This window comes from Aeromicrobium sp. 9AM (genome assembly GCF_902506105.1).
Taxonomy (GTDB): domain Bacteria; phylum Actinomycetota; class Actinomycetes; order Propionibacteriales; family Nocardioidaceae; genus Aeromicrobium.
On record NZ_LR733303.1, the window covers coordinates 909,932 to 936,372 of the forward strand.

Annotated in this window: 27 protein-coding genes; 23 read left to right on the plus strand and 4 right to left on the minus strand. The window is 68.5% G+C overall.

Features of this window, described 5'->3' with window-relative positions; genetic code table 11:
• Positions 1-35 precede the first annotated feature (35 nt).
• The 21 genes from BOSE46_RS04550 (at position 36) to BOSE46_RS04650 (ending at position 22,299) form a co-directional block, all read left to right on the plus strand.
• Positions 36-2,138: a molybdopterin oxidoreductase family protein gene (locus BOSE46_RS04550; RefSeq protein ID WP_159538660.1), complete on the plus strand. Its 2,103-nt coding sequence runs from the start codon at positions 36-38 to the stop codon at positions 2,136-2,138.
• Complete coding sequence (locus BOSE46_RS04555) at positions 2,135-3,607, plus strand: FAD-dependent oxidoreductase (RefSeq protein WP_159538662.1); 1,473 nt, start codon at positions 2,135-2,137, stop codon at positions 3,605-3,607. Before BOSE46_RS04550 ends, BOSE46_RS04555 begins: the two co-directional genes overlap by 4 nt.
• Positions 3,608-3,653: 46 nt before the next feature.
• Entirely contained in the window at positions 3,654-6,233 is a 2,580-nt protein-coding gene (nirB, locus tag BOSE46_RS04560) for a nitrite reductase large subunit NirB (RefSeq protein ID WP_236551613.1), read from the plus strand.
• The gene (nirD, locus tag BOSE46_RS04565) at positions 6,230-6,577 is read left to right on the plus strand and encodes a nitrite reductase small subunit NirD (RefSeq protein WP_159538664.1); all 348 of its coding nucleotides are present in this window, start codon (positions 6,230-6,232) and stop codon (positions 6,575-6,577) included. Before nirB ends, nirD begins: the two co-directional genes overlap by 4 nt.
• A complete protein-coding gene (locus BOSE46_RS04570) occupies positions 6,574-7,689 on the plus strand; it encodes a uroporphyrinogen-III synthase (protein WP_236551614.1) in 1,116 nt (371 codons plus the stop codon). Before nirD ends, BOSE46_RS04570 begins: the two co-directional genes overlap by 4 nt.
• Complete coding sequence (locus tag BOSE46_RS04575; RefSeq protein ID WP_159538666.1) at positions 7,686-8,414, plus strand: sirohydrochlorin chelatase; 729 nt, start codon at positions 7,686-7,688, stop codon at positions 8,412-8,414. Before BOSE46_RS04570 ends, BOSE46_RS04575 begins: the two co-directional genes overlap by 4 nt.
• Before the next feature lie 254 nt (positions 8,415-8,668).
• Positions 8,669-9,394 carry a sirohydrochlorin chelatase gene (locus BOSE46_RS04580; RefSeq protein WP_159538668.1) on the plus strand — a complete coding sequence of 242 codons (726 nt, stop codon included), beginning with the start codon at positions 8,669-8,671 and terminating at the stop codon, positions 9,392-9,394.
• 69 nt (positions 9,395-9,463) lie between these two features.
• Positions 9,464-11,920 (plus strand): DNA translocase FtsK, encoded by a 2,457-nt coding sequence (locus tag BOSE46_RS04585; RefSeq protein ID WP_201299520.1) that lies wholly within the window; start codon positions 9,464-9,466, stop codon positions 11,918-11,920.
• Positions 11,921-11,924: 4 nt separating this feature from the next.
• Positions 11,925-12,362, plus strand: a complete 438-nt coding sequence (locus tag BOSE46_RS04590; RefSeq protein ID WP_159538670.1) for a hypothetical protein — start codon at positions 11,925-11,927, stop codon at positions 12,360-12,362.
• A gap of 30 nt (positions 12,363-12,392) precedes the next feature.
• A complete protein-coding gene (pgsA, locus tag BOSE46_RS04595) occupies positions 12,393-13,016 on the plus strand; it encodes a CDP-diacylglycerol--glycerol-3-phosphate 3-phosphatidyltransferase (RefSeq protein ID WP_159538672.1) in 624 nt (207 codons plus the stop codon).
• Positions 13,013-13,501, plus strand: coding sequence for a CinA family protein (locus BOSE46_RS04600; RefSeq protein WP_159538684.1), 489 nt, complete (start codon positions 13,013-13,015; stop codon positions 13,499-13,501). Before pgsA ends, BOSE46_RS04600 begins: the two co-directional genes overlap by 4 nt.
• 33 nt (positions 13,502-13,534) lie before the next feature.
• A complete protein-coding gene (locus BOSE46_RS04605) occupies positions 13,535-13,837 on the plus strand; it encodes a helix-turn-helix domain-containing protein (protein ID WP_056214796.1) in 303 nt (100 codons plus the stop codon).
• 2 nt (positions 13,838-13,839) lie between these two features.
• Positions 13,840-14,034, plus strand: a complete 195-nt coding sequence (locus BOSE46_RS04610) for a DUF3046 domain-containing protein (protein WP_159538686.1) — start codon at positions 13,840-13,842, stop codon at positions 14,032-14,034.
• Positions 14,035-14,185: 151 nt separating this feature from the next.
• Complete coding sequence (locus BOSE46_RS04615; protein WP_159538688.1) at positions 14,186-15,481, plus strand: extracellular solute-binding protein; 1,296 nt, start codon at positions 14,186-14,188, stop codon at positions 15,479-15,481.
• A 126-nt stretch (positions 15,482-15,607) separates the two neighbouring features.
• Entirely contained in the window at positions 15,608-16,519 is a 912-nt protein-coding gene (locus BOSE46_RS04620) for a carbohydrate ABC transporter permease (RefSeq protein ID WP_159538690.1), read from the plus strand.
• 1 nt (position 16,520) lies between these two features.
• On the plus strand, positions 16,521-17,342 hold the full coding sequence (locus tag BOSE46_RS04625) for a carbohydrate ABC transporter permease (protein WP_159538692.1): 822 nt from the start codon (positions 16,521-16,523) through the stop codon (positions 17,340-17,342).
• Positions 17,339-18,700, plus strand: coding sequence for a GH1 family beta-glucosidase (locus tag BOSE46_RS04630; RefSeq protein ID WP_159538694.1), 1,362 nt, complete (start codon positions 17,339-17,341; stop codon positions 18,698-18,700). The genes BOSE46_RS04625 and BOSE46_RS04630 overlap by 4 nt, the downstream gene beginning before the upstream one ends.
• A complete protein-coding gene (locus BOSE46_RS04635; protein ID WP_159538696.1) occupies positions 18,697-19,746 on the plus strand; it encodes a LacI family DNA-binding transcriptional regulator in 1,050 nt (349 codons plus the stop codon). The genes BOSE46_RS04630 and BOSE46_RS04635 overlap by 4 nt, the downstream gene beginning before the upstream one ends.
• A 405-nt stretch (positions 19,747-20,151) precedes the next feature.
• Positions 20,152-21,228 carry a recombinase RecA gene (recA, locus tag BOSE46_RS04640; RefSeq protein ID WP_159538698.1) on the plus strand — a complete coding sequence of 359 codons (1,077 nt, stop codon included), beginning with the start codon at positions 20,152-20,154 and terminating at the stop codon, positions 21,226-21,228.
• 1 nt (position 21,229) lies between these two features.
• Positions 21,230-21,748 carry a regulatory protein RecX gene (locus tag BOSE46_RS04645; RefSeq protein ID WP_159538700.1) on the plus strand — a complete coding sequence of 173 codons (519 nt, stop codon included), beginning with the start codon at positions 21,230-21,232 and terminating at the stop codon, positions 21,746-21,748.
• Between the two features lie 23 nt (positions 21,749-21,771).
• A complete protein-coding gene (locus BOSE46_RS04650; protein ID WP_159538702.1) occupies positions 21,772-22,299 on the plus strand; it encodes a GNAT family N-acetyltransferase in 528 nt (175 codons plus the stop codon).
• A gap of 3 nt (positions 22,300-22,302) precedes the next feature.
• On the opposite strand, the gene BOSE46_RS04655 is transcribed toward BOSE46_RS04650, so the two are convergent.
• Both BOSE46_RS04655 and BOSE46_RS04660 read right to left on the minus strand, forming a co-directional pair.
• Positions 22,303-22,716, minus strand: a complete 414-nt coding sequence (locus BOSE46_RS04655) for a VOC family protein (RefSeq protein WP_159538704.1) — start codon at positions 22,714-22,716, stop codon at positions 22,303-22,305.
• 2 nt (positions 22,717-22,718) lie between these two features.
• On the minus strand, positions 22,719-23,267 hold the full coding sequence (locus BOSE46_RS04660; RefSeq protein WP_159538706.1) for a PadR family transcriptional regulator: 549 nt from the start codon (positions 23,265-23,267) through the stop codon (positions 22,719-22,721).
• Between the two features lie 49 nt (positions 23,268-23,316).
• Here BOSE46_RS04660 and BOSE46_RS04665 point away from each other — a divergent pair, with 49 nt between their 5' ends.
• A complete protein-coding gene (locus BOSE46_RS04665) occupies positions 23,317-24,402 on the plus strand; it encodes an exo-alpha-sialidase (RefSeq protein ID WP_159538708.1) in 1,086 nt (361 codons plus the stop codon).
• A gap of 107 nt (positions 24,403-24,509) precedes the next feature.
• Positions 24,510-24,968 carry a hotdog fold domain-containing protein gene (locus BOSE46_RS04670; protein ID WP_159538710.1) on the plus strand — a complete coding sequence of 153 codons (459 nt, stop codon included), beginning with the start codon at positions 24,510-24,512 and terminating at the stop codon, positions 24,966-24,968.
• On the opposite strand, the gene BOSE46_RS04675 is transcribed toward BOSE46_RS04670, so the two are convergent.
• Positions 24,965-25,825 (minus strand): amino acid ABC transporter permease, encoded by an 861-nt coding sequence (locus BOSE46_RS04675; RefSeq protein WP_159538712.1) that lies wholly within the window; start codon positions 25,823-25,825, stop codon positions 24,965-24,967. The two genes, BOSE46_RS04670 and BOSE46_RS04675, sit on opposite strands and share 4 nt — an antisense overlap.
• Complete coding sequence (locus BOSE46_RS04680) at positions 25,822-26,334, minus strand: amino acid ABC transporter permease (RefSeq protein WP_159539375.1); 513 nt, start codon at positions 26,332-26,334, stop codon at positions 25,822-25,824. Before BOSE46_RS04680 ends, BOSE46_RS04675 begins: the two co-directional genes overlap by 4 nt.
• Between the last annotated feature and the right edge of the window lie 107 nt (positions 26,335-26,441).

Sequence of the window (26,441 nt, forward strand, 5' to 3'; positions counted from 1 at the left end):
TGGTCCCGAGGGACACGTTTCGCCGGGGACCCCGCGTGACGGACACCCACTGCCCGTACTGCGCCCTGCAGTGCGCCCAGAAGCTCGGCGGCGATCCCATCGCCGCCGAGCCGCGGGCGTTCCCCACCAACGTCGGCGGCATGTGCCAGAAGGGCTGGACCAGCGCCGAGCTCCTGAGGGCACAGGACCGCGTCACGTCACCTCTTCGCCGAGTCCTTTCGACAGGCTCAAGGGGCGAGGATCGGTTCGAACCGGTCGGCTGGGACGAGGCACTCGACGACATCGCCGCCCGCGTCCAGGCCATCCAGGCAGCTGACGGCCCCGACGGCATCGCGGTGTTCGGTGGTGGCGGCCTGAGCAACGAGAAGGCCTACCAGCTCGGCAAGTTCGCCCGGCTCGCCCTGCGTACGCGGATGATCGACTACAACGGCCGGTTCTGCATGTCCTCGGCCGCTGCGGCCGCCAACCGTACGCTCGGGATCGACCGTGGTCTGCCGTTCCCGCTGACCGACCTCAACGACGCGCAGGTCATCATGCTGTTCGGCAGCAACCTCGCCGACACGATGCCACCGGCCGTCCAGCACCTCGGCGGCGTGCGCGACCGCGGCGGGCTGATCGTCGTCGACCCGCGGCTCAGCGCCACCGCCAAGCTCACCGAGGACGGCGCCGGCGAGCACGTGCAGCTGGTCCCCGGCACCGACCTGGTGTTCATCCTCGGGCTGCTGCACATCGTGTTCGCCGAGTCGCTCACGGACGACGACTACCTCGCCGCGCGCGTCGACGGTGTCGATGCCGTACGCCGCAGCGTTGCCGAGTGGTGGCCCGAGCGGGTCGCCGCGACGACTGGCGTTGCCGAGACCCAGCTGCGCCGCATCGCCCGCACGCTGGCCGACGCCAGCCCGCATCGCGGTGGCCAGGGAGCGTTCCTGCTCACAGGTCGTGGCTCGGAGCAGCACGTCGACGGCGCCGACACCGTCACTGCAGTCATCAACCTGGCCCTGGCGCTGGGTCTCGTGGGTGCCGAGCGTGGCGGCTACGGCGCGATCACGGGTCAGGGCAACGGCCAGGGCGGCCGCGAGCACGGTCAGAAGTCCGACCAGCTGCCCGGCTACCGGATGATCGCCGATCCCGCTGCCCGCGAGCACGTGGCCGGCGTGTGGGGTGTCGATCCCGAGATCCTCCCCGGGCCCGGCGTCCCGGCAGTCGAGCTGCTCATGAGCCTCGGTATGCCCGACGGTCCTCGCGCCCTGTTCGTGCACGGCAGCAACGTCCTGGTCAGCGCGCCGGACGCCGATGCCGTACGCCGCCGCATCGAGTCGCTCGACCTGGTCGTGGTGTGCGACTTCATCCCGTCCGAGACCGCAATGCTCGCCGACTACATCCTCCCGGTCACGCAGTGGGCCGAGGAGGAGGGCACCATGACGGGCCTCGAGGGCCGCGTCCTGCGCCGCCGCAAGGCCGTGGAAGCCCCCGAAGGCGTACGTTCTGAGCTCGAGATCTTCTCGGCGCTCGCCGACCGGCTCGACGCGCCCAGCACGTGGGCGACCGAGCCGCGTGAGGTCTACGACGAGCTCCGGCGCGCGAGTGCCGGTGGCCGCGCCGACTACGCCGGCATCTCGTACGACCGGCTCGACGCCGGAGAGGCGCTCTACTGGCCGTGCCTGTCCGAGGACCACCCCGGCACGCCCCGCCTGTTCGCCGACTCGTTCCCGACGCCGAGCGGTCGCGCCACGATGATCGCCGTACGCCCGGTCGGTCCAGCCGACGCCTTGCGGGCCGAGGCCCCGGTCTGGCTCGTCACGGGACGGGTGCTGCAGCACTACCAGTCCGGCGCGCAGACCCGGCGGGTGTCGAAGCTCAACGACTCGATGTCTCGGGCGTACATCGAGATCCACCCGATGCTCGCCGAACGCATCGGCATCGAGGGCATCGACGACATCCGGATCACGTCCAAGCGGGGGTCGATGGTCGCCCAGGCACGCATCAGCCCCGACATCCGGCCGGACACGGTGTTCGTGCCGTTCCACTTCGCGGACGAGGGCATGGTCAACGCCGTCACCAACTCCGCGACGGATCCGGTGTCGGGCATGCCGGAGTTCAAGGTGTGCGCAGTCCAGATCAGAAAGGTCGCGGAATGAAGGTTGTGGTGATCGGTGCTGGGATGGTGGGCAACCGCTTCGTCGACGAGCTGGGGCGCATCGCCCCCGATGTCGACGTGGACCTGCTCGGCGAAGAGTCCTACGAGCCCTACAACCGCGTGCTGCTGACCGAGCTCGTCGCCGGCCGCGTCGACCTCGCCGGCCTGTCGCTGCCGACACCCGACGAGGGCAGGGTCCGCGTACGTCCGGGAGTCGCGGCGCTCGAGATCGACCGCGAGCGCCAGTGCGTTGTGACGGCACAGGGTGACTTCGACTACGACCACCTCGTGCTCGCCACCGGCGCCAGGGGCCGGGTCATCCCGATCCCCGGACTCCGCGACGGCCTGCCGCGCGGTGCCCACGTGCTGCGCAGCCTCGACGACGCGCGGGACATCTCCGCGGCAGCGCTCAACGTCGACACGGCCGTCGTGATCGGCGGCGGACCGCTCGGCATCGAGCTAGCCTGCGGTCTGCAGCACCGCGGTGTCGACGTCACGGTCATGTCGATCATGCCGACGATGCTCGATCGCGACCTCGACGCGTCGGTCGCCCAGGTCGCCGAGGATGCCGCCAAGGATCTTGGCATCGACTTCGTCGGCAACGCCCAGATCGCGTCGGTCGGCGTCACGGACGGGCGGGTCACCGCGGTGCGCCTTGCGGACGGCACGTCGTACCCCGCCGGGCTGGTCGTCCTCGCCGCCGGCACCGCGCCCGAGACCAGCCTCGCCGGTGCCGCCGGCCTGGAGACCAACATCGGCATCGTCGTCGGCGACGACCTCCGTACGACCCAGGACCCGCGCATCTCCGCGATCGGCGACTGCGCCGAGACCCCCAGCGGCGTCAGCGGCCTGGTCGCTCCCGGCTGGGCGCAGGCGCGGGCGCTGGCCCGCAGCATCGCGCAGGACACCGAGCTCGAGCTGCCGCCGATCTCGGGCTCGGCGATGCGACTGAAGGCAGTCGGCATGAGCGTCGTGACGATGGGCGTACGGGCGTCGACCGCGGTCGAGCGGGACCGCGTCGTGACCCTGTCGGACCCGCGCGAACGCCGATACGTCGAGCTGGTGGCGCGTGGCGACACCCTCGTCGGGGTGACGTGCGTCGGCGCGCCCGACCTGGCGGCTCATCTGTCGACGCAGTTCGACCGGCCGGGCATGCTGCCGGTCGACCCCATGCACCTGCTGATGGGCACCGGCTCGATGGGCGTCGTCGAGAGCGCGTCGCCGACCACGATGCCCGCGGCGACCACGGTGTGCCGCTGCAACGGCGTGACCAAGGGCGACCTGGTGCACGCGTGGGACGGCGGCGCCACGACGGTGGAGGCGCTCGCCGGCGCGACGCTCGCGACGACCGGCTGTGGAGGCTGCAAGAAGCTCGTCTGCGGCATCGTCGACTGGCTGCAGGAGACCGATCCGCCGGAGATCTCACAGCCCGCCGACGCGACGCGTGAGACAACCGTTCCGTCGAGGTAACACGGAGACCCCTGTTGTGAAATCTGGAATTCCTAGCGTGGAAGGCATGATGACCCAGAAGAAGAAGCTTGCCGTCGTCGGCGCCGGAATGGTCGCCCACCGCCTCGTCGAGGCGATGGTCGAACGGGGTGCCGACGAGGCTTGGGACATCGAGGTCTTCGGCGACGAGACCCGGCCTCCGTACGACCGGGTGGCCCTCACGTCGTTCTTCTCCGACCGCGACCCCGAGGACCTGCTCCTCGGCGACGGCGAGCTCTGGAAGCGTCCCGGCGTACGTCTCTATCGCGGCTCGATCGTCAGCTCGATCGACCGCGAGGCCAAGCAGATCCGCGCCCGCAACACGACGTTCGACTACGACCGGCTCGTGCTGGCCACCGGCTCGTACGCGACGGTGCCGCCGGTCGAGGGATCGGACCTGCCCGGCTGCTTCGTCTACCGCACGGTCGACGATGTCGCCGAGCTCCGCGCCTGGGTCCTGGACCGCGAGGCCGTGCTCGGTCGCAAGGTCAAGGGCGCGGTCGTCGGCGGTGGCCTGCTCGGCCTCGAGGCCGCCGGCGCGCTCACCGCCCTCGGCGCCGACACGACCGTGATCGAGTTCGCCGACTGGCTCATGCCGCTGCAGGTCGACCAGGCCGGTGGTGGTGCCTTGCGCCGGATCATCGAGCAGCTCGGCGTCACCGTCCGTACGTCCACCGCGACGTCCAAGCTGCGCGCCGGCCGCGACGGCAAGGTCACCCGCATGCAGTTCGCCGACGGCGACAAGATCCCGGCCGACGTCGTGGTCTTCGCGACCGGCGTACGCCCGAGGGACGAGCTCGCGCGGGAGGCTGGGCTCGAGCTCGGCGAACGCGGCGGAGTCATCGCCGACGAGGCGTGCACGACCAGCGACGACTCGATCTTCGCGATCGGCGAGGTCGCGCACATCGCCGGTCGCGTGTGGGGTCTCGTCGGCCCCGGCTACTCGATGGCCGAGGTCGTCGCCGACCGGTTGTTGGGCGGCGACGCGACGTTCGAGGGCGCCGACCTGTCGACCAAGCTCAAGCTGCTGGGCGTCGACGTCGCGAGCTTCGGCGACGCGTTCGCCGCGACCAACGGGTCGCTCGAGGTCGTCTACGCCGACCCGACTGCCGGCGTCTACAAGAAGCTCGTCATGAGCGACGACGCGCAGACGTTGCTGGGCGGCATGCTCGTCGGTGACGCCAGCGCGTACACGAACCTGCGGCCCATGGTCGGCCGCGCCCTGGGCAGCGATCCGACCGCATGGCTGCTGCCGGAGGGCATGGAGCCGCCGAGCGGCAGCTCGCTGCCCGACGACGCCAACGTGTGCTCGTGCAACAACGTCACCGCAGGCACGATCCGTGGCGCCGTGACGGACCACCAGTGCACCGACATAGCGGCCGTGAAGCAGTGCACCAAGGCGGGCACGAGCTGCGGCTCGTGCGTCTCGTTGGTCAAGAAGCTCATGGAGACCCAGATGGCCGAGGAGGGCCTCGAGGTCAGCACGGCCCTGTGCGAGCACTTCTCGGTGACCCGCGCGCAGCTGTTCGACATCGTGTGGGTCAGCGAGATCTCGACGTTCAGCGAGCTCATCGACAAGCACGGCACCGGCCGCGGCTGCGACATCTGCCGCCCGGTCGTCGCGTCGATCCTCGGCTCGCTCGGCAAGGGGCACGTGCTCGAGGGCGAGAACGCGACCCTGCAGGACACCAACGACCACGTCATGGCCAACCTGCAGAAGGACGGCACCTACTCGGTCGTGCCGCGCATCCCCGGTGGAGAGGTGACCCCGGCCGGCCTCATCGTGATCGGCCAGGTCGCGGCCGACTTCGGGCTCTACACCAAGATCACCGGCGGCCAGCGCATCGACCTGTTCGGTGCCCGCATCGAGCAGCTCCCCGAGATCTGGAAGCGGCTCGTCGACGCCGGCTTCGAGTCCGGGCATGCGTACGGCAAGTCGCTGCGGACCGTGAAGTCGTGTGTCGGCCAGTCCTGGTGCCGCTACGGCGTGCAGGACTCGACGACGCTGGCGATCGACCTCGAGCTGCGCTACCGCGGCCTGCGGTCTCCGCACAAGCTCAAGCTCGCGGTGTCCGGATGCGCGCGGGAGTGCGCCGAGGCCCGCGGCAAGGACGTCGGCATCATCGCGACCGACAAGGGCTGGAACCTGTATGTCGGTGGCAACGGCGGGTTCACGCCCCGCCACGCGCAGCTGTTCGCGGAGGACCTCAGCACCGAGGAGCTCGTGCAGGCGATCGACCGGTTCCTGATGTACTACGTCCGCACCGCCGATCGGCTGCAGCGCACGGCGCCGTGGCTCGAGTCGATCGAGGGTGGCATCGACGCCGTACGCGCTGTCGTGTTCGACGACAGCCTCGGCATCGCCGCCGATCTCGACGCCGCGATGGCCGCGCACGTCAACACGTACGAGGACGAATGGGCGGCGACTCTTGCCGACGAGAAGAAACTTCTTCGGTTCGCATCATTCGTTAACGCGCCTGAAACACCCGACCCGGATCTTGTATATGTCGAGGAACGCGGTCAGCGCCGGCCCGCCGACGACGAGGAGCGCGCCGTCCTGATCGCCGGTGCAACGATTCCAGTACGTGACGCGGAGGTGACCGTATGACTGAGTGGCAGCGCGTGTGCGAGCTCGATGCGCTCGTGCCTGACCGTGGTGCCGCAGCGCTGATCGGTGGACACCAGGTGGCACTGTTCCGGCTGAGCGACTCCGGTGAGGTCCACGCGGTCGACCACCTCGACCCGTTCAGCCACGCCAACGTGATGGCTCGCGGGCTGGTCGGCAGCCGCAAGGGAACGCCGACGGTCGCCTCGCCGATGCACAAGCAGTCGTTCGACCTGTTGACCGGCCAGTGCCTCGACGACCCCGAGGTCTCGCTCCAGGTCTGGCCCACGCGGGTCTCCGACGGCTGGGTCGAGGTCCAGGTAGAGGCCAGGAGCGGCGCAGCGTGACCGCACTCGGGCCGGTGTTGGCCGGCACCCAGATCCTGGTGACCGCGCAGCGCCGGGCCGCTGACCTCTCGCTCGCCCTCGGCCGTCGGGGCGCCGACGTGACGATCGCGGCGTCGCTGGGCGTCGAGTCCCACATCGACGAGGACACTCTGCTGGCGCAGACCCGGCAGATGATCGCCACCGGCACGGACATCGTCGTCGTGACCACCGGCATCGGCTTCCGCGGGTGGCTCGACACGGCAGAGGCCGCCGGCATGGGCCATGAGCTCGTCGAGGCGCTCCAGTCCGTACGCCTGATCGCCCGCGGGCCCAAGGCGCGCGGCGCGCTCCAGGCGGCCGGGCTCGTGCCGGACTGGGTCGCCGAGTCCGAGACCTCCGCGGAGATCGCCGACTTCCTGGCCACCGAAGGCGTCAAGGGCATGTCGATCGCCGTGCAGCACCACGGTGCGGGCGACGACGGCCTGGAGAAGCGGCTCCGCGCAGCCGGCGGCAGGCCGTTCGGTCTCGTCGTCTATCGCTGGGGCGCACCCCCGGACCCGTCTGCTGTCGAACGCTCGGTGCGCGATGCCGCCGCCGGCTCGTACGACGCCGTGGTCTTCACCTCGGCACCGGGCGCAGCCGCTTGGCTGGCAGCGGTCAACGAGGCCGGGGTGGAGGACGACCTGCGCCGGCTCGAGAAGGATCGGCGCCTGGTCCTCTCCGCCGTCGGCCCCGTTACCGCCGATCCGTTGCGCGCGGCCGGCTTCGACCCGCTGCTGCCCGACCGGGCGAGGCTGGGTGCGCTCGTCCGCGCGCTCGTCATGTATCTCGGCGATGCGTCGGAGAGCGTGTCGACACCCGCCGGACAGCTCCGCGTACGCGCGACGGCGGCGACGCTGAACCACGAGGTCCTGCCCGTGTCGCCGAGCGGCCTCGCGATCCTGCGCGCCCTGGCCAGCGAGCCCGGCTCCGTGCGCTCCCGCGAGGAGCTGCTCGCGGTCCTGCCTGGGGAGTCCGGCGACCCGCACTCGGCGGAGGTCGCCGTGGCCCGGCTGCGTGAGGCCGTCGGCCAGCCCATCGTGCAGACCGTCGTCAAGCGCGGCTACCGGCTCGCCGTCGCGGACACCGCATGACGATCTCACTGGTCGCGACCAGCCACGGCACGGCCGTGCCGGCCGCGCAGGCGTCGATCACGGCACTGGTCGAGGCCGTCCGCGAGGCGTCGCCACACCTGGACGTACGCGAGGCGTTCGTCGACGTCCAGACGCCATCGGTGGCCGACGTCGTCGACGACATCGACGGGCTCGCCGTCGTCGTCCCGCTGTTGCTCGCCCCCGGCTTCCACGTGCACGTCGACATCCGTCAGGCGGCCGACCGGCCGGGAGTCGTCGCGTCCGGGACGCTGGGTCCCGACCCACGACTGACCGACGTGTTGCGCGGCCGTCTCGCCGACGCAGGAGCAACGAAGGACGACGTGATCGTGCTGGGGGCCGCCGGCTCGACCGACATACGTGCGCGCCAGAGCGTCGACGCCGCGGCGCGACAGCTGGGCGCCGCCTGGGGATCGCCGGTGCCGGTCGGCTACGTCGGCGGCACCGGAACGCCGATCGACGAGATCGTGCGAGACGTGGCCCGCTCGGGCCGCCGCGTCGTGGTGGCGAGCTATCTCATGGCCCCCGGGTTCTTCCATGACCGACTTCGCGAGTGCGGGGCCGACGCCGTGACGCGGCCGGTGCTCGACGGCCTCGACGTCGCTCCCGAGATGGTCTCGCTCGTCCTCGACCGGTTCGCCGACGCGGCAGGAGTGCTCGACTGGGCGGCCGCCTCGACGTCACACCGCGTCAGAGAACAGATGTAACCAAACCTCGCCACTCAGTTAACCGCTGCGAAACAGGCACGCCGGAGAGTGGAGGTGCTGGTGGGGAAACCCTCGTCGACGATCGAGAGGTGAGGCATGAGACGCGCTGACACCTCGAGGTGGTCCGGAGGAAGTCCCCAGGCCGCAGATTCGGGAGCCTCCGCCGTTCACGCAACGGCGGAGGCGCACCGACTCACCTGGCTCCCAACCGCGGACATCTCGGGTTCCCCGGTCGGCAGGGCTCAGGGGTCCTGGTGAACCGCACGCTGATCCTGTGCGCTCACGGGGCCGAGAGCGCGCGTGGCCGTGGCGCGCTGGCCGGCCTGGTCAACGCTGTCCGGCGCGAGGCGCAGGACCTCGACGTCGTCGACGCCTTCGTCGACGTCCAGGAGCCCACCGTCGCAGAAGTCGTGGGGGAGACCTCGGGGCCACGGGCGATCGTGCCGCTCATGCTCGCGTACGACAAGCCGGTCAGCGTCGACATCGTTCAGGCGTCACATCTCGATCCGGCCGTCACGGTCACCCCGCCGCTGGGACCCGACTGGGTGCTCGCGGAGATCGGCGTCCAGCGTCTCGTCGAGGCCGGCGCCCGGTCGCACGACACGATCGTGCTGGCGGCCGACACCGCGACCGACAGCCGCGCCGTCGGCGACATCGGCAAGGCGGCGCGCCTGCTCAGCGCGGTCTGGGGTGGGCGGGTGCATGTCGGGACGCTCGGGGGCCCCGACACGCCCCTTGCCGACGCGGTCGACGTCGCCCGGGCGTACGGGCAGCGGGTCGTCGTGTCGACGTACCTGCTGACCCCGGGCCACGTGTACGACGACATCGCCGCAGCCGGCGCCGACGTCGTCACCGAGCCGCTGCTCGATGGTGGCCCGCCGGACGCCCGCATCGTGGGTCTCGTGCTGGCCAGGGCCAGGTCGAGGGGAGCCTGGTCGCCTGTCGGGAGCGATCCGGGCCCACGCCTCGCGCACCAGTAGCCCCAGGCGTCACACAGATTTCACGCGAGCCTGCAGTGAAACCTTCGACCTGTGCTTTAACCTTTGTCCATGGCGACCCGAACGTCTTCCCCGCCGCGCAAGCGGCCGTCCGGCAGCCAGGCCCGCAAGAAGCCCGCACAGAAGCGCAAGCCGCAGACCCGCAAGCCTGCAGCCCGCCGACCCGCGGCGCGACGCACGGGACCTGGTCCGATTGCTGCTGTCTTCAACGCTCTCCTGCGTGCGTCGACGGCCATGTGGCTCGGCATCGCCGGGCTGGTGGGCGCTATCGCCCGCAGCATCGGTCACAGTGCGAAGGACCTCGACCCTGAGCAACGCCGGGACGGTGTCGGCTTCGGCATCCTCGGTCTCGCGGTCGTCGTCGCCGGCGCCGTGTGGTCCGACATGCCGGGTGCGATCGGCAACGTCGTGCGCGATGCCACCGCAGGTGCGGTCGGCGTCCTGGCGTGGGCCGTCCCGATCCTGCTCGTCGTGGTCGCCTGGCGTACGCTCCGTCATCCCGACCGCAACGGACCCGCCGGCCGCCAGGTCATCGGCTGGGCCGCGATCAGCGGCGGCATCCTCGGTCTCGTGCACATCGCCCACGACGTGCCGCGCCCCGGTGACCCCGATCCCGACGCCATGCGAGAGGCCGGAGGAGCGATCGGCTTCCTGTTCTCCGCGATCCCGATGGACCTGCTCAAGAGCGCCTTCGTCGTGTCGCCGATCCTGGTGCTCGTCGTCGTCTTCGGCCTGCTGGTCGTGACCAACACGCCTGTCTACGCCGTCCCCGCACGCCTTCGCGAGGTCCGCGACAAGGCGCTCGGACGCAACAAGGACGAGGCCCCGGAGCCCGAGCCCAAGAAGCGCAAGCATCCCCGCACCGCGGTCGTCACCGACGAGGAGCCCTTCGAGAACCCGTTGGTCGACGGACCCGACGAGGACCGCCAGGTTCCCGCGCGCGTGTTCGACGCCGACGACGAGGTCGACGACGCAGTTCCGGTCGAGCGGCCGCCGATGGAGCCCATCCCGGCACGTGCCGAGCAGCTCGCCCTGTCCGGCGACGTCGTCTACTCGCTGCCCGACAGCACGATGCTGCGCGAGGGATCGCCGCACAAAGCGCGCTCCAAGGCCTCCGACGAGGTCGTCGAGCGGCTGACCGAGGTCCTCGAGCAGTTCCAGATCGACGCGACGGTCACGGGCTACACCCGCGGCCCGACCGTGACCCGCTACGAGGTCGAGCTCGGCCCTGCGGTCAAGGTCGAGAAGGTCACTGCGCTGTCCAAGAACATCTCGTACGCCGTGGCGTCCAACGAGGTCCGCATCCTGTCGCCGATCCCGGGCAAGTCCGCGATCGGTGTCGAGATCCCCAACGTCGACAAGGAGATGGTGTCGCTCGGCGACGTCCTCCGGTCGGCCAAGGCGCGCAGCGATCACCACCCGATGGTCATCGGCCTCGGCAAGGACGTCGAGGGTGGCTACGTCGTGGCCAACCTCGCCAAGATGCCGCACCTGCTGGTCGCCGGTGCCACCGGCTCGGGCAAGTCGTCGTTCGTCAACTCCATGATCGCCTCGATCCTCATGCGTTCGACGCCCGAAGAGGTGCGGATGATCATGGTCGACCCCAAGCGGGTCGAGCTGACGGCGTACGAGGGCGTCCCGCACCTCATCACGCCCATCATCACGAGCCCCAAGAAGGCTGCCGAGGCACTGCAGTGGGTCGTGCGCGAGATGGACATGCGCTACGACGACCTGGCCAACTTCGGCTACCGGCACATCGACGACTTCAACAAGGCCGTCCGGGCCGGCAAGATCCGCCTCCCCGCGGGCAGCGAGCGCGTGCTGGCTCCCTACCCCTACCTGCTGGTCGTGGTCGACGAGCTCGCCGACCTCATGATGGTTGCTCCCAGAGATGTCGAGGACTCGATCGTCCGCATCACGCAGCTCGCGCGCGCCGCCGGCATCCACCTGGTGCTCGCGACGCAGCGACCTTCCGTCGACGTCGTCACCGGCCTGATCAAGGCCAACGTGCCGAGCCGTCTGGCGTTCGCCACATCGTCGGTCACCGACAGCCGCGTCATCCTGGACCAGCCCGGCGCCGAGAAGCTCGTGGGCCAGGGCGATGGCCTGTTCCTGCCGATGGGCGCCAACAAGTCGATGCGCATGCAAGGCGCGTGGATCACCGAGGCCGAGATCCACACGATCGTCGAGCACTGCAAGACGCAGCTGCAGCCGATCTACCGCGAGGACGTCACCGCGCCGGCAGCGGCGAAGCGCGAGATCGACGACGACATCGGCGACGACATGGACCTCGTGCTGCAGGCGATCGAGCTGTGCGTCACGACCCAGTTCGGCTCGACGTCGATGCTGCAGCGCAAGCTGCGCGTCGGCTTCGCCAAGGCCGGCCGCCTCATGGACATCCTCGAGAGTCGCGGCATCGTCGGGCCCAGCGAGGGCTCCAAGGCGCGCGACGTCCTGGTCAAGGCCGACGACCTCGAACAGGTCCTCGCCAGCATCCAGAGCGGCTAGGTCGATGCCCGAGCCGTTCGAGATCCGCAGGCGTACCAGCCTCTACGCGCTGTTGGCGGTCGCGTGCTTCGTGGTGGCCGCAGGCTACGGCTGGCTGGCGTACGACCGCGAGAAGCCTCTCCTGTGGGTACTCACGGCGGTGTTCGCGCTGCTGGGCCTCCTCCACCTCCGGGGACTCCGCGACGCGCGCACGCCGCTGTTCGTCGCCGACGACCACGGCGTACGCATGATGGCCCGCGAAGGCTGGGTCGGGCTGCTGTGGAGCGAGATGGGCGAGATCAAGGTCGAGCCGCGGATCGGTCTGCGCTTCGACCCACGCGTCAAGGTCGTCAGCCGCGACGGCACGAGGTTCTACACCGCGCCGCTCGGTCTTGCGACGAATGTCTCACCGGGTGAGGCCGAGGTCCAGTTGGCGCGTCGCCGCTCGGCTGCCGCATACTGAGGCGTTGGTTCAAGCCACGGAGAGGGACTCATGGCAGCGGCACAAGAGCCGAGCAACCTGAACATCGCGAACGCGCTGACGGTGCTGCGCATCCTCGGTGTCCCGGTCTTCGGCTGGCTCCTGTTGAAGGACGGCGGGGAGTCGGTCGACTACCGCATCGCGGCATGGGTGACCTTCGGTCTGCTGATGATCACCGACAAGATCGACGGCGACCTGGCCCGCAAGCACAACCTGGTCACCAACTTCGGCAAGCTGGCCGATCCGATCGCAGACAAGGCGCTGACCGGCATGGCGTTCGTCGGCATCGCGATCATCCACCCGATCTTCTGGCCCGTCGCGATCATCATCCTGATCCGCGAGTGGGGCATCACGCTGATGCGGTTCGTGGTCAAGAAGCACGGCGTCATGCCGGCCGGCCAGGGCGGCAAGATCAAGACGACGCTCCAGGCGGTCGCGATCGGCGGATACCTCCTGCCGTTCGACCTGTGGAACAACGCGCCGAGCGACTGGAAGGACACCCCGAGCGACGTCATGATCTGGGTGACCAACGTCGTGATGGCAGCAGCGCTGGCGATCACGCTGAGCACGGCCGTCCAGTACGTCCGCGACGCGCAGACGCTGCGCCGCGAGTCCAAGGCCGCGGCGGGACAGTGACCCTGGCGGCCGACGTCGTCGACGCGCTCAGGTCGGCGGGGGCGACGGTCGCCACGGCCGAGTCGCTGACCGGCGGCCTGCTCTGCGCGACGCTCGTCAGCGTCAGCGGCGCCTCTGACGTCGTCCGCGGCGGCGTCGTGGCGTACGCACCGGGACTCAAGACCGAGCTGCTCGGCGTCGATGCGGACCTGCTTGCCCGTGAGGGCACGGTCACCTCCGACGTGGCGCTCGCGATGGCACGCGGAGTCCGTGATCGTCTCGGTGCGACGTACGGGCTGTCCACCACCGGTGTCGCCGGCCCCGGGCCGTCCGAAGGCAAGCCGGCCGGCACCGTGCACGTCGCGGTGGCGGGTCCCGCGGACGTCTGGACGACGCAGCTCGGCCTCACCGGCGACCGCGACACGATTCGAAGTCAGACCGTCGATGCGCTGTTGTCATGGCTGGTCGCTAGGCTGGGGGAAGAATCTCGATCCGATCGGGGTTGAACCACACATGGCACGCCAGGACGGAGGGACCCGATGACCGCGATGCGTCAGCTCGTCGGCGAGGTGCTCCGCGCCCGGCGGATGTCCCAGGGACTCACGTTGCGTGACGTCTCGGGCAAGGCCCGGGTCAGCCTCGGCTACATCTCCGAGGTCGAGCGCGGCCAGAAGGAAGCCAGCTCCGAGCTGCTCGCCGCCCTTGCTGCGGCCCTCGAGGTCCCGCTCTCCAAAGTGCTGCTCGACGTCAGCTCACTCCTCGAGGTCGAGGAAGCCGCCGAGGCGCAGATCGCGAGCATCTCGTCGATCACTCCCGGTGACGTGTCGGCCTCGGCCGCCTGACCTTGAAGCACAGCGAGTTCTGGCTCCGCATGGAGCAGCAGTTCGGTCGCGGCTACGCCCGGGTGTGGGCCGACGGTCACGTCATGAGCGAGCTCGGCGGGCGCACGGCCAGCGAGGCCCTGGACGCGGGGGAGAGCCCCAAGACCGTCTGGCGAGCCGTCCACGCCAACCTGCAGCTGCCCGCCTCCGAACGCTGACGGGGCACCTCTCCGGCGAGTGCCAGCATGAAATTGTCATTTCGGACAACAAATTTGGGAACGCTCCCAAAAATCCATTGACTTCCGCCTGTGACCTACCTCATACTCCCATGGAAGCGCTCCCACCGAGGGAGCCGGAGGAAGGTACGACGTGAATCGCACACAGCGCATCGCCGCCGCCGCGGCCTCAGCCCTCGTGGTGGGCGTGCTCGCCGCCGGCTGCGGAGGATCTGGATCCGACAGCGAAGGCTCGGGCGGGAACGTGACCCTGCGGGTCAACCTGTTCGGCCAGTTCGGCTACAAGGACCTCTACAAGCAGTACGAGAAGGACCACCCGGGCGTCAAGATCGTGGAGACGGCCGAAGGTGACCTCGGCAAGTACAACACCAAGCTCAGCCAGCAGATCGCGGCCAACGCGGCCGCCGGTGACGTCGTCGCCATCGAGGAGGGCCAGACGGTCAACTTCCTCCAGGCCTCCGACAAGTTCGTCAACCTCCAGGACCACGGCTACAACGAGCTGAAGGACGCCTACCTCCCGTACGTCGCCAACGCGACGACGAGTGCCGACGGCAAGACCACGATCGGGCTCGGCACGGACGTCGGCGGACTGGCGATGTGCTACCGCCGTGACTTGTTCGAGAAGGCAGGGCTGCCGACGGACCGCGAAGAGGTCGCCAAGCTCTGGCCGACGTGGGACGACTTCATCGCCACGGGCGAGAAGTTCACCACCGGCATCAAGGACGACAAGATCCACTTCATCGACGCGGCCACCAACGTCTACAACTCGATCCTGATGCAGGGTGGCGACGAGACGTACTTCGACCGGGACAACAAGCTGGTCGTCGACTCGAACCCCGCGGTCAAGAACGCGTGGGACCTGGCCAACAAGATGATCGACGCGAAGCTGACCGCCAAGGTCCAGGCCTTCACCAAGGAGTGGAACGCCGGCTTCAAGAACGGCTCGTTCGCGACCATCGCGTGCCCGGCCTGGATGACCGGCTACATCAAGGGCCAGGCGGGCGACGCCTTCACCGGCAAGTGGGACATCGCCACGGTGCCCGGCGGCGGCGGCAACTGGGGCGGATCGTGGCTCGCGGTGCCCAAGTCCAGCAAGCACCAGAAGGAAGCGATCGACCTGATCAAGTTCCTGGCGAGTGACAAGGGGCAGATGGGTGCCTTCAAGAGCGAGGGTCGACTGCCGTCCCTGCCTGCCCTCTATGACACGCCGGAGCTCAAGGACGCCAAGAACCCGTACTTCAACGATGCTCCGATCGGCCAGCTGTTCGTGGCCGGTGCGAAGAACCTGAAGCCGGTCTATCTCGGCGCCAAGAACGTCCCGGTGCGCGATGCGTTCGAGAACGTCCTCCGCAGTGTGGAGAGCGGCGATCGCTCCGAGTCGAAGGGTTGGCCAGCTGCTGTGAAGGCTGCCGAGAAGGCCGCCAAGTAGGCTCCGGCCGGCGCCTCACCCAGGTGAGGCGCCGGCTGAGCACGACCAACTCGTACGACCCACGTCTCCGGTGCCTGCGCCTGTCCTCCAGCGGGCGCAGGCACCGGACCCACCAGGAGAGCTCACTTGAGGATTCGCGATCGGTTCGCCAAGACCGAGGCCCGCGTCGCCCCGTACGCCTTCATTTCCCCCTTCTTCATCGTCTTCGCGATCTTCGGGCTCTTCCCGCTGATCTACACCGCCTGGGTCTCCCTGCACGACTGGAGCCTGCTGGCCGGTGACCAGGGATACGTCGGATTCGCCAACTACCGCGAGCTCTTCCACGACTCGGACTTCTGGCGGGCGTTGACCAACACCGTCGGGATCTTCCTGCTGGCGACGATTCCCCAGCTGATCCTGGCGACGGTGCTGGCGCAGGTGCTGAACGCCAGGCTGCGGGCCCGGACGTTCTGGCGCATGGGTGTGCTGCTGCCCAACGTGACCTCGGTGGCGGCCGTCGGCATCATCTTCGGCCTGATCTTCTCCCGCGACTACGGCGTCGTGAACTGGGGGCTGGGTCACCTGGGAGTCAACCCGATCGACTGGCAGGGGCACCGTTGGTCGTCCTGGTTTGCCATCTCGGTCATGGTCGACTGGCGGTGGACCGGCTACAACGCCCTGATCCTCCTGGCCTCTCTGCAGTCGGTGCCCAAGGAGCTCTACGAAGCGGCCCGCATCGACGGCGCCTCCGCCTGGCGGCAGTTCTGGTCGATCACCGTGCCGATGCTCCGGCCGACCATCATCTTCGTCTCGATCGTCGCCACGATCGGCGGCATCCAGCTGTTCACCGAGCCACTGTTGTTCGGCTCGGGCGTCAACGCGATCTCGGGCGGCAACAGCGGTCAGTACCAGACCGTGGCGATGTATCTCGTGCAGCAAGCCTTCACGGGTCAGCGCTTCGGGTACGCCTCCACCGTCGCGTGGGTCCTGTTCCTCATCATCGCGGTCTTCGCGGTGATCAACGTGGCGCTGCTGCGCCGCATCAAGTCGGTGGAGTGAGATGAAGACCAAGAACCCCCTGCTCTACGTCGGCCTGATCGCGACGCTGATCTTCTCGGCCGGCCCGATCTACTTCATGCTCGTGATGGCTTCGCGGACCAACAACGAGATCGTCTCGCTGCCGCCGCCGTTCTGGGTCGGCGGCAAGCTGTCGTCCAACGTCAACCGGGTCTTCGACAACCCCGACGTGTTGTTCCGCGACGCGCTCCTCAACAGCCTGATCGTGGCCCTGGTCGCCACGGTGTGCGTCGTCCTCACCTCGTCACTGGCCGGCTTCGCGTTCGCCAAGCTCAAGTTCCGCGGCCGCAACGCGATGCTCCTGTTCGTCATCGGCACGATGATGGTCCCGGTGCAGCTGGGCCTCATCCCGCTCTACATGCTGATGACGAAGCTGGGCCTGAGCGGTGGTCTCGAGTCGGTCACTCTGCCGTTCATCGTCGCCGGGTTCGGCGTCTTCATGATGCGGCAGTTCGCCGAGCAGGCGATTCCCGACGAGATGATCGAGGCCGCGCGGGTCGACGGCGCCTCGACGTTCCGCATCTTCTTCAGCATCGTCTTCCCGGCCCTCAGGCCTGCGGCTGCCGTTCTGGGTCTCCTCACGTTCATGGAGCGCTGGAACGACTTCCTCTGGCCATTCCTCACGCTCGACGCCGAGCACCCCACGGTGCAGGTGGCGCTCTCGCGCCTGTCGAGCGGCTACTACTCCGATCAATCGCTCATCATGGCCGGCACCCTCGTCGGCACGTTGCCGCTGGTCGTGGTCTTCATCGTGTTCGGTCGCCAGATCATCGGCGGCATCATGGAAGGTGGACTCAAGGCATGACTCTCGACATCTCGGCATTCCCCGCCGACTTCCTCTGGGGCGCGGCGACCTCGTCGTACCAGATCGAGGGAGCGGTCGACGAGGACGGGCGTACGCCGTCCATCTGGGACACCTTCGCAGCGACCCCCGGCCGCGTCGACAAGGGCGACACCGGCGCAGTCGCGGTCGACCACTATCACCGCTGGTCAGAGGACGTCGACCTGATGTCGGACCTCGGCCTCAACGCATACCGGTTCTCGGTGGCGTGGCCGCGGGTACAGCCCGACGGGATCGGCACTGGCAACGCGCCCGGCATCGCGTTCTACGACCGCCTCGTCGACGGACTGCTCGCCAAGGGCATCACCCCTTGGACGACGCTCTATCACTGGGACCTGCCCGAAGCGCTGGAGCAGGCCGGTGGCTGGCCCGTGCGCGAGACGGCGGAGCGGTTCGCCGACTACACCGCGATCATCGCCGAGGCGCTCGGCGACCGGGTCAAGCACTGGATCACGCTCAACGAGCCGTGGTGCGCGGCCTTCCTCGGCTACGCGAGCGGCATCCACGCCCCGGGGCGTACGGACCAGGCCGATGCGGTCGCGGCATCGCACCACCTGATGCTCGGGCACGGGCTCGCGGTGCAACGGCTGCGCGAGATCGTGCCGGACGCGGAGGTCGGCTGCACGGTCAACCTCTACCCGGTCACCCCGCTCGACGACTCGGGCCGTCACGACGACGCCGTACGCCGCATCGACGGCCTGATGAATCGCTGGTTCCTGGACTCGCTGCTCAAGGGCAGCTACCCCAAGGACGTGCTGCACGACATGTCGGCCGTCACCGATGCCGCGTTCATCCTCGACGGCGACAACGAGGTCATCGCGCAGCCGCTCGACTTCCTCGGCGTCAACTACTACACGCGGCACGTCGTCGGTGCGGGCCTGTGGCCGGGCAGCTCCGAGGTGCGGTTCCACCTCAACAACGGCCTGGAGACGACCGACACCGGGTGGGACATCGACCCGCAGGGCCTGGTCGACATCCTGAGCCGGGTGCAGCGCGACTACCCGGCGCTGCCGGTCTACCTGACCGAGAACGGCGCGGCATTCGACGACGTCGCGGTCGACGGGGTCGTGCACGACGCCAACCGGATCGAGTTCCTCGAGTCGCACCTGGCGTCACTCGCCACGATGCGGGCCAAGGGGATGGACATCCGTGGCTACTTCGCGTGGTCCCTGCTCGACAACTACGAGTGGTCCGAGGGCTACGCCAAGCGGTTCGGCATCGTGCACGTCGACTACGAGACGCAGAAGCGTACGCCCAAGGACAGTGCGCACTGGTACGCCGACCTCATCAAGCGCCACCGAGCCGCGATACTGAACCCATGAGCCTCGACAGCGACGGGGGGCAGCCAACCCTCGAGCAGGTCGCGGCCCGGGCGGGGGTGGGTCGCGGCACTGCGTCGCGCGTGATCAACGGGTCTCCGCAGGTCAGCGCCCGCACCCGCGAGATGGTCATGAAGGCCGTCGAGGAGCTCGGCTACGTCCCCAACCAGGCGGCCCGCACGCTCGTCACCCGGCGCACCGGCACCGTCGCGCTGGTCATCGCCGAGTCCGAGGAGCGCATCTTCGGTGAACCGTTCTTCGCCGGGGTCGTCCGGGGGATCTCCGCGGCGCTCAACGAGGCGTCACGCCAGCTCGTGCTGTCGCTCGTGCACACCAACGACCAGGCGCAGCGTCTCGGCAGCTACCTCACCCGGCAGCACGTCGACGGCGTCCTGCTGCTGTCGCTGCACGACGACGAGGCCTTCCCGGTCGACCTCGACGCACGGCGGCTGCCGGTCGTCCTGGGCGGCAGGTCGGCGCACTGGGCTGGCTCGTTCGTCGACGTGGACAATGTCGACGGAGCGCGTCAGGCGGTGGCGCACCTGATCGCGACCGGCCGCCGTACGATCGCCACGATCTCCGGCCCCCGCGCCATGGCCTCCGGTCGCGACCGCCTCGACGGCTATGTCGCCGCGCTCGGCGACGCCGGCATCGAGTACGACGACGAGCTGGTCGTGGAGGGCAGCTTCAGCGAGCAGTCCGGGCGCACGGGTATGGAGGAGCTGCTCGCGCGGCGCCCCGACATCGACGGCGTGTTCGCGGCCAGCGACCTGATGGCGATGGGCGCGATGCGTGCCCTGCGCGCCCACGATCGTCGGGTGCCCGAGGACGTGGGGGTCATCGGCTTCGACGGCACGAAGGCCTCCGAGACGACGGAGCCGCCGTTGTCGACGGTGCGCCAGCCGCTGGTCGAGCTGGGCCGGGGGATGGCGCAGATGCTGGTGCGGCACATCGAGGCGGCCGATCAGAAGGTGGAGACCGAGATCCTGCCGATCGACCTGATCGTCCGCGAGAGCACGGTTCCCGTTCCCACCTCGCCGGTCGAGTAGCAGGCGAGCTCTGCGAGTTCGCCCCACCGTTCCCTAAGGAGGCCGCCCGCGGCCGACTGGGAGCGAGCTCTGCGAGCGAAGGGACGTGAGGTCCTCTCCATACGTTGGGAGTCACCTCACCACGCCTCGCAGACTGGTGGCTCCCCGGTTCCTAGGGAGGCCGCCCGCGGCCGACCGGGAGCGAGCTGGGGGTCCCCCCACGAGCGCAGCGAGTAGGGGGCGGAACGAGCGAGCGAAGGACGGCGTGTCGTCGAGCGCATCGAACAGACGTTCGGGTAATCTCGTGCACAGGTTGGACGTTCGAAGGACGACATCCACAGACGGGTCGACGAGGCCCACATATGTCTGAGGGTCCTTCTAACGTCGTCGATGACCCGCCGCCCACGAGCAGAAACGGAAGCCACCATGGCACAGCCCAACAGTTCCCTCGCCACCGCCAAGGACAGGGACAAGTCCCTCGAGAACGCAATGGCCCAGATCGACCGTGCCCACGGCAAGGGCGCCGTCATGCGGCTGGGTGACCAGGCCCGCGCCCCGATCGAGGTCATCCCCACCGGTGCGACCACGCTCGACATCGCCCTCGGCATCGGCGGTCTGCCCCGTGGACGTGTCGTCGAGATCTACGGCCCGGAGTCCTCGGGCAAGACGACGGTCGCCCTCCACGCGGTGGCCAACGCCCAGAAGGCCGGCGGGGTCGCTGCCTTCATCGATGCCGAGCACGCGCTCGACCCGGAGTACGCCAAGCGGCTCGGCGTCGACACCGACGCACTCCTGATCTCGCAGCCCGACAGCGGTGAGCAGGCGCTCGAGATCGCCGACATGCTGATCCGCTCCGGCGCGCTCGACATCATCGTGATCGACTCGGTGGCCGCGCTCGTGCCCCGTGCCGAGATCGACGGCGAGATGGGCGACAGCCACGTGGGCCTGCAGGCGCGGCTCATGAGCCAGGCGCTTCGCAAGATGACCGGTGCCATCAACGGCTCGGGCACGACCGCGATCTTCATCAACCAGCTGCGCGAGAAGATCGGCGTCATGTTCGGCTCGCCCGAGACGACCACGGGCGGCAAGGCGCTCAAGTTCTACGCCTCGGTCCGCATGGATGTCCGGCGCATCGAGACGCTCAAGGACGGCACCGACATGGTCGGCAACCGCACCCGCATCAAGGTCGTCAAGAACAAGCTGGCCCCGCCGTTCAAGCAGGCCGAGTTCGACATCATGTACGGCCAGGGCATCAGCCGAGAGGGCAGCCTGATCGATGTCGGCGTCGAGGCCGGCTTCGTCCGCAAGGCCGGCGCCTGGTTCACCTACGAAGGTGACCAGCTCGGTCAGGGCAAGGAGAAGGCTCGCCAGTTCCTGCGCGACAACCCCGACCTCGCCGAGGAGCTCGAGAAGCGAATCATGGAGCACCACGGCATCGGCGCACAGGCCGACAAGCCGGCGCTCGAGGTTGTCGAGGAGCCCCCGACCGACATCGAGTTCTGACATGCCGCGCACGCCGGTCGAGGAGATGACTCCGGAGGAGCTCACGAGCTTCGCCAAGGAGATCGTGGTGCGCAAGCTCAGCGAACGAGCACACAGCCGAAGCGACCTCGCTCAGGCACTTGCCAAGAAGCAGGTGCCTGAGGGGGTCGTCGAGGCGACCCTCGCCAAGTTCGAGGCCGCGGGACTGATCGACGACGAGGAGTTCGCGCGCTCCTGGGTGCAGGCCCGCCAACGCGGCAAGGGACTGTCGTCGCGGGCCCTCGCGATGGAGCTGCGTCGCAAGGGCGTTGATGACGAGATCTCCAAGGAAGTGCTGTCCGAGATCGATCCCGACGCCGAGGTGCAGGCGGCCCACCGGCTGGTGCAGACCAAGCTCCGATCGATGTCGCGCTTCGACGACACCACCAAGATTCGGCGCCTCACGGGCATGCTGGCCCGCAAGGGCTACTCGCCCCAGCTCGCGTTCGACGTGGTCCGTCAAGAGCTCGGCGCCGAGGCGCAGGCCCTCGACAGCATGTGACGGAGTTCCTACGCTTCTGACCCATGCCGGAGTTCGAGTTCCGCCGACTGGTCGACGCCGACCTCGACGACCTGGTGCGCTGGATGGCTGCAGACCACGCGCAACCCTGGTTCTGGGACGAACCACGGTCCGTCGAGGGTGCGCGCACGATCTACGCCAAGGAGCTCGCCGGCACGAGTGCCACTCGCATGTGGCTCGTCCTGCTCGACGGTCGGCCGATCGGCTACGTGCAGGACTATCCGGTCAAGGCGTATGACGACTACGCCGTCAGGGTGCAGGACCTCGAAGCGATCGCGTTCGACTACCTGATCGGGGAGCCTGACCTGGTCGACCGCGGCATCGGCACCCGCATGATCGCGGCCTACTGCCGCGACGTGCTGTGCCGGGACTACCCGGACGCGCCACGGTTCGTCGCGAGCCCTGACGTGCGCAACAAGCGTTCGATCCGCGTGCTCGAGAAGTGCGGCTTCACCCCCGGCCTGTGGATCCAGCCCGAGTCGGTGAAGTACCCGGAGATCGTCTGCACGGCCCCGCGCACCCAGTTCGAGTGAGGTCTACGAGAGCCGTTCCACGAACGTCAGCAGATTGCCGTCGAGGTCGAGCGTGTCGACCTCGCGCGTGCCCCACGTGGTGTCCTTCGGCGCGTCATCGTGCGTGTAGTGCAGGACACCGGCTGCCTGCATCTCGGTGAACACCTCGTCGGCGGAGTCCACGTCGATGCGGCAGCTCGCCGTCCCCGCGATGAAGTCCTCCGCGCCGCTGCGGACGGGTGCATCGGCGAAGTCCGGCCGGCTGCGCCATCCGGTGTCGTCCGCGAGCCACAGGTGGACCTGCGCGTCGTCCCGGTTGAGCCGGGCGAAGTCCCCGTCGGAGTGAATCACGTCGAACCCGAAGCGGGTCTCGTAGAACGCGATGGCAGCAGGCATGTCGCGAACGGGCAGCGCCGGGACGGTCCTGGAGAATCCCATGCTCAGAGCGTACGGCGAAGCTTCTCGACGATCTCGACCTCGGCGTCGTAGTAGGCCAGGCCCCAGTCGGCGACCCGGGCGGGATAGGCGACCGCCTCGTTGTCGCCGAGCATCTCGCGTACGGCCTCGAGCTCCTTGCGCCGGTCCGCGACGGCGGAGACGTAGCCGTCGAGCATCGCCTCGACCTCGCCAGGTCCCATCAGGCTGCCGAGCATGAGGCGCAGGGCGATGGGGTGCTTGAGCATGGGGAACTCGTGCTCGGACGTGTGCAGCCAGGTCTCGAGCGACTCCCGTCCTGCCGGCGTGATCCGAAACCGCCGAGTGGTCCGTTTGCCGGACGTGTCGTCGGCGCCCTGGACGTAGCCGGTGCCACTGAGCCGGTCCAGCTCGGTGTAGATCTGGCTCATCGCGGGGGAGACCCAGTAGAAGCGGAGCGTGCGATCCGCGCGCTGCTTCAGCTCATAGCCCGTGAGACCGTGCTCCGAGGTCTCGCTGTCGAACACCAGGAGACCCAGCAGGGCGTACGACGTCGTTGACAGGCTTGCGGTCACGGATCTAGCGTACTGTTCCAATTAGGAACACGTCTGGAGGCGGAGCGAGATGTCCGACACGGTCCTGTTGGCTGGAACTCGCAAGGGACTCTTCATCGGTCGCGCTGATGCCGACCGGTCATCGTGGACGTGGGACAAGCCCTTGTTCCCCATGGAGGAGGTCTACTCCGCCGCGATCGACACCCGCGGGTCGGCCCCGCGCCTCTTGGCGGGGGCCACGAGCCCGCACTGGGGTCCGCAGGTGTTCCGTTCCGACGACCTCGGTCGCACGTGGGACGAGACCAAGGGTGGAGCCGTCAGGTTCCCGGAGGGCACCGGCGCCGCGCTCGAACGCGTGTGGCAGCTGCGCCCCGCACCGGACGGTCAGGACGACATCGTCTACGCCGGGACGGAGCCGTCGGCGCTGTTCAGGTCGACCGATCGTGGCGAGACGTTCGAGATCGTCCGCAGCCTGTGGGACCACCCCCACCGGCCCAACTGGCAGCCCGGTGGCGGCGGCCAGGCTATTCACACGGTGCTGCCGCACCCGACCGATCCCGACATCGTCACGATCGCGATGTCGACCGGAGGTGTCTATCGCACCGAGGACGCGGGGGAGTCGTGGACTCCCTACAACCGGGGCATCGGCGCCGAGTTCATCCCCGGCGAGACGCCCGAGTACGGGCAGTGCGTCCACAAGGTCGCGATCGACGCCGGTGACCCCGACCGGATGTATGCCCAGAACCACGGCGGCGTCTTCCGCTCGGACGACGCCGGCCGCTCCTGGCAGTCGATCGCGGACGGTCTGCCGGCTGACTTCGGCTTCCCGATCGTCGCCCATCCGCATCGTCCCGGCACGGTGTTCGTGTTCCCGCTCGTCGCGGACATCGAACGGTTCCCGCCGTCCGGCAAGCCGGCCGTGTGGCGCTCTGATGACGCCGGCGAGACGTGGCAGGAGACCGGTCCCGGCCTTCCCGCTGAGGCGCACACCGCCGTGCTGCGCGATGCGTTCGTGTCGGACCAGGCAGATCCGCTCGGCCTCTACCTCGGCACGCGGCACGGGGCGATCTGGGCCAGCAACGACGAAGGTGGTACGTGGGCCGAGATCCGCAACAACCTGCCCGACGTGCTGTGCGTACGCGCCGCCGTGATCTGAGGCGGGTCGTCACCCACGTCCCTCGTGTCGTCACCCACGTCCCTTGTGTCGTCACCCACGTTCCTTGAGCCTGTCGAAAGGACATTACTCGCTGGTAACCTCAAGGCATGCCTTCGACTCTCGAGCTCTACAACAAGCTGACCGCGCTGCCCCAGGGCAAGCGACTGTTCTCGATCGCGTTCGGCCAGAAGGCGCCGTACTTCTCCTCGATCCACCTCGAGGTGCAGGAGATGAAACCGCACTTCGGTCAGGTCAGGATCCCCAAGCGCCGCTCGGTCAAGAACCACATCGGCACGATCCACGCGATCGCGGCGTGCAATGGGCTCGAGGCTGCGATGGGCCTGCTGGCCGAGGCGACCTGCCCGTCCGACATGCGTTGGCTGCCCAAGGGCATGGAGGTCAGCTATCTCGCCAAGTCGACGACAGCGCTGACCTGCACGGCCGAGAGCACCGCAGCCGACTGGACTGCGGGCCCCGACGTGCCGATCAAGGTCAAGGCCGTCACCACCGATGGCACCGTGACCGTCGAGGGCACGATCCACCTCTGGGTCACGCCAAAGCGCTAGAAGCCGCCGCCTGGCATTGCGGCGCCGCCTCCGGGCTGGCTCTGCACGATGCCGCCGACCAGGTCGATCTTCGACTCGCCACCGAAACGTCGCTGCAGCCACACTCCCAACGCGTACAGCAGCAGGTTGAGGACGATGTAGATGATGGCCAGGACGATGCCGGTCTGGAGATAGTTCCTGAACTCCCGCCAGACGCCTCGCCCGGCGAACGTCAGACCCGGAGCAAGGATGTAGTAGCCGAGGCTGGTGTCCTTGAGTGCGACGATGCACTGGCTGATGATCGACGGCAGCATGATCTTGATGGCCTGCGGCATCTGGATGATGCGCATGACCTGGTTCTTGCGCATGCCGACCGCATACGCAGCCTCTGCCTGACCCGGCGGAACGGCATTGACGCCGGCGCGGAACACCTCGGCGAGGACGGCTCCGTTGTAGAGCATCAGCCCCAGCACGAGGGGGACGATCGTGTCGAGCGGGAATCCCTGCACCGACCAGATGAAGATGATCAACATCAGCAGCGGCACGGCGCGAAAGAACTCGACGAACAACCACGACGGCCACCGCAACCAGCGGTGCTGCGAGAGCTTCCCGACACCGAAGACCGCACCGATGATGAGTGCGCCCACGATGGCGATGAGGCCCGCCAGGAGCGTCTTCCACAGCCCTTCGAGCAGAACGTTGATGTACGCAGGGGTGAAGAACGGCTCCCACTTGGCGTATTCGAGCTCGCCTTCGCTCTGCAGCTTCCAGACCACGACGGCTGCGATGGCCATCAAGCCGATGACCGTCAGTGCGCCGATGATGCGATGGCGACGGGCCGCCTTGGGACCAGGGAGATCGAACAGGACGTTGCTCATCGGGTCACCGCCCACTTGCGCTCGAACAGATAGGCCCCGAAGGAGATCAGCTCGACGATGACGATGTAGCCGACGGCGAACCCGATGAAGATGGCGACTCGTTCGGTCGCGTGATCGTTGAGCAGGCCACGCATGCGGAACGTCGCCTCAGCGACGCCGAATCCTGCGGCCAATGAGGTGTTCTTGGTGAGGGCGATCAGGACACTTGCCAGTGGTGGCACGACGTAGCGGAATGCCTGGGGGAGCAGGACCTGCGTCATGGTCATCCCGAAGGGCATGCCGATCGAACGCGCTGCCTCGGCCTGACCAAGGGGGATGGCATTGACGCCGGAGCGGATGGCCTCGGTGACGAATGAGGCGGTGTAGACGCCCATGGCCAGCGACACGTTCCACATGAACCCGAAGTCGATGCCCAGCTGGGGCAAGCCGTAGTACGTGAGGATGATCAGGATCAGCAGTGGAGTGTTGCGGAACAGCGTGACGTAGCCGATCGCGGCTCCCCGCAGGATCGGGACGGCGAAAGAACTAGTTCAGCAGAACTAGTTGCGACACGAATCCAATTCTCCGGATGTGGCCGGCGTAGCGCGGCCCTGGCGATGCCGCCACACTGATCCCT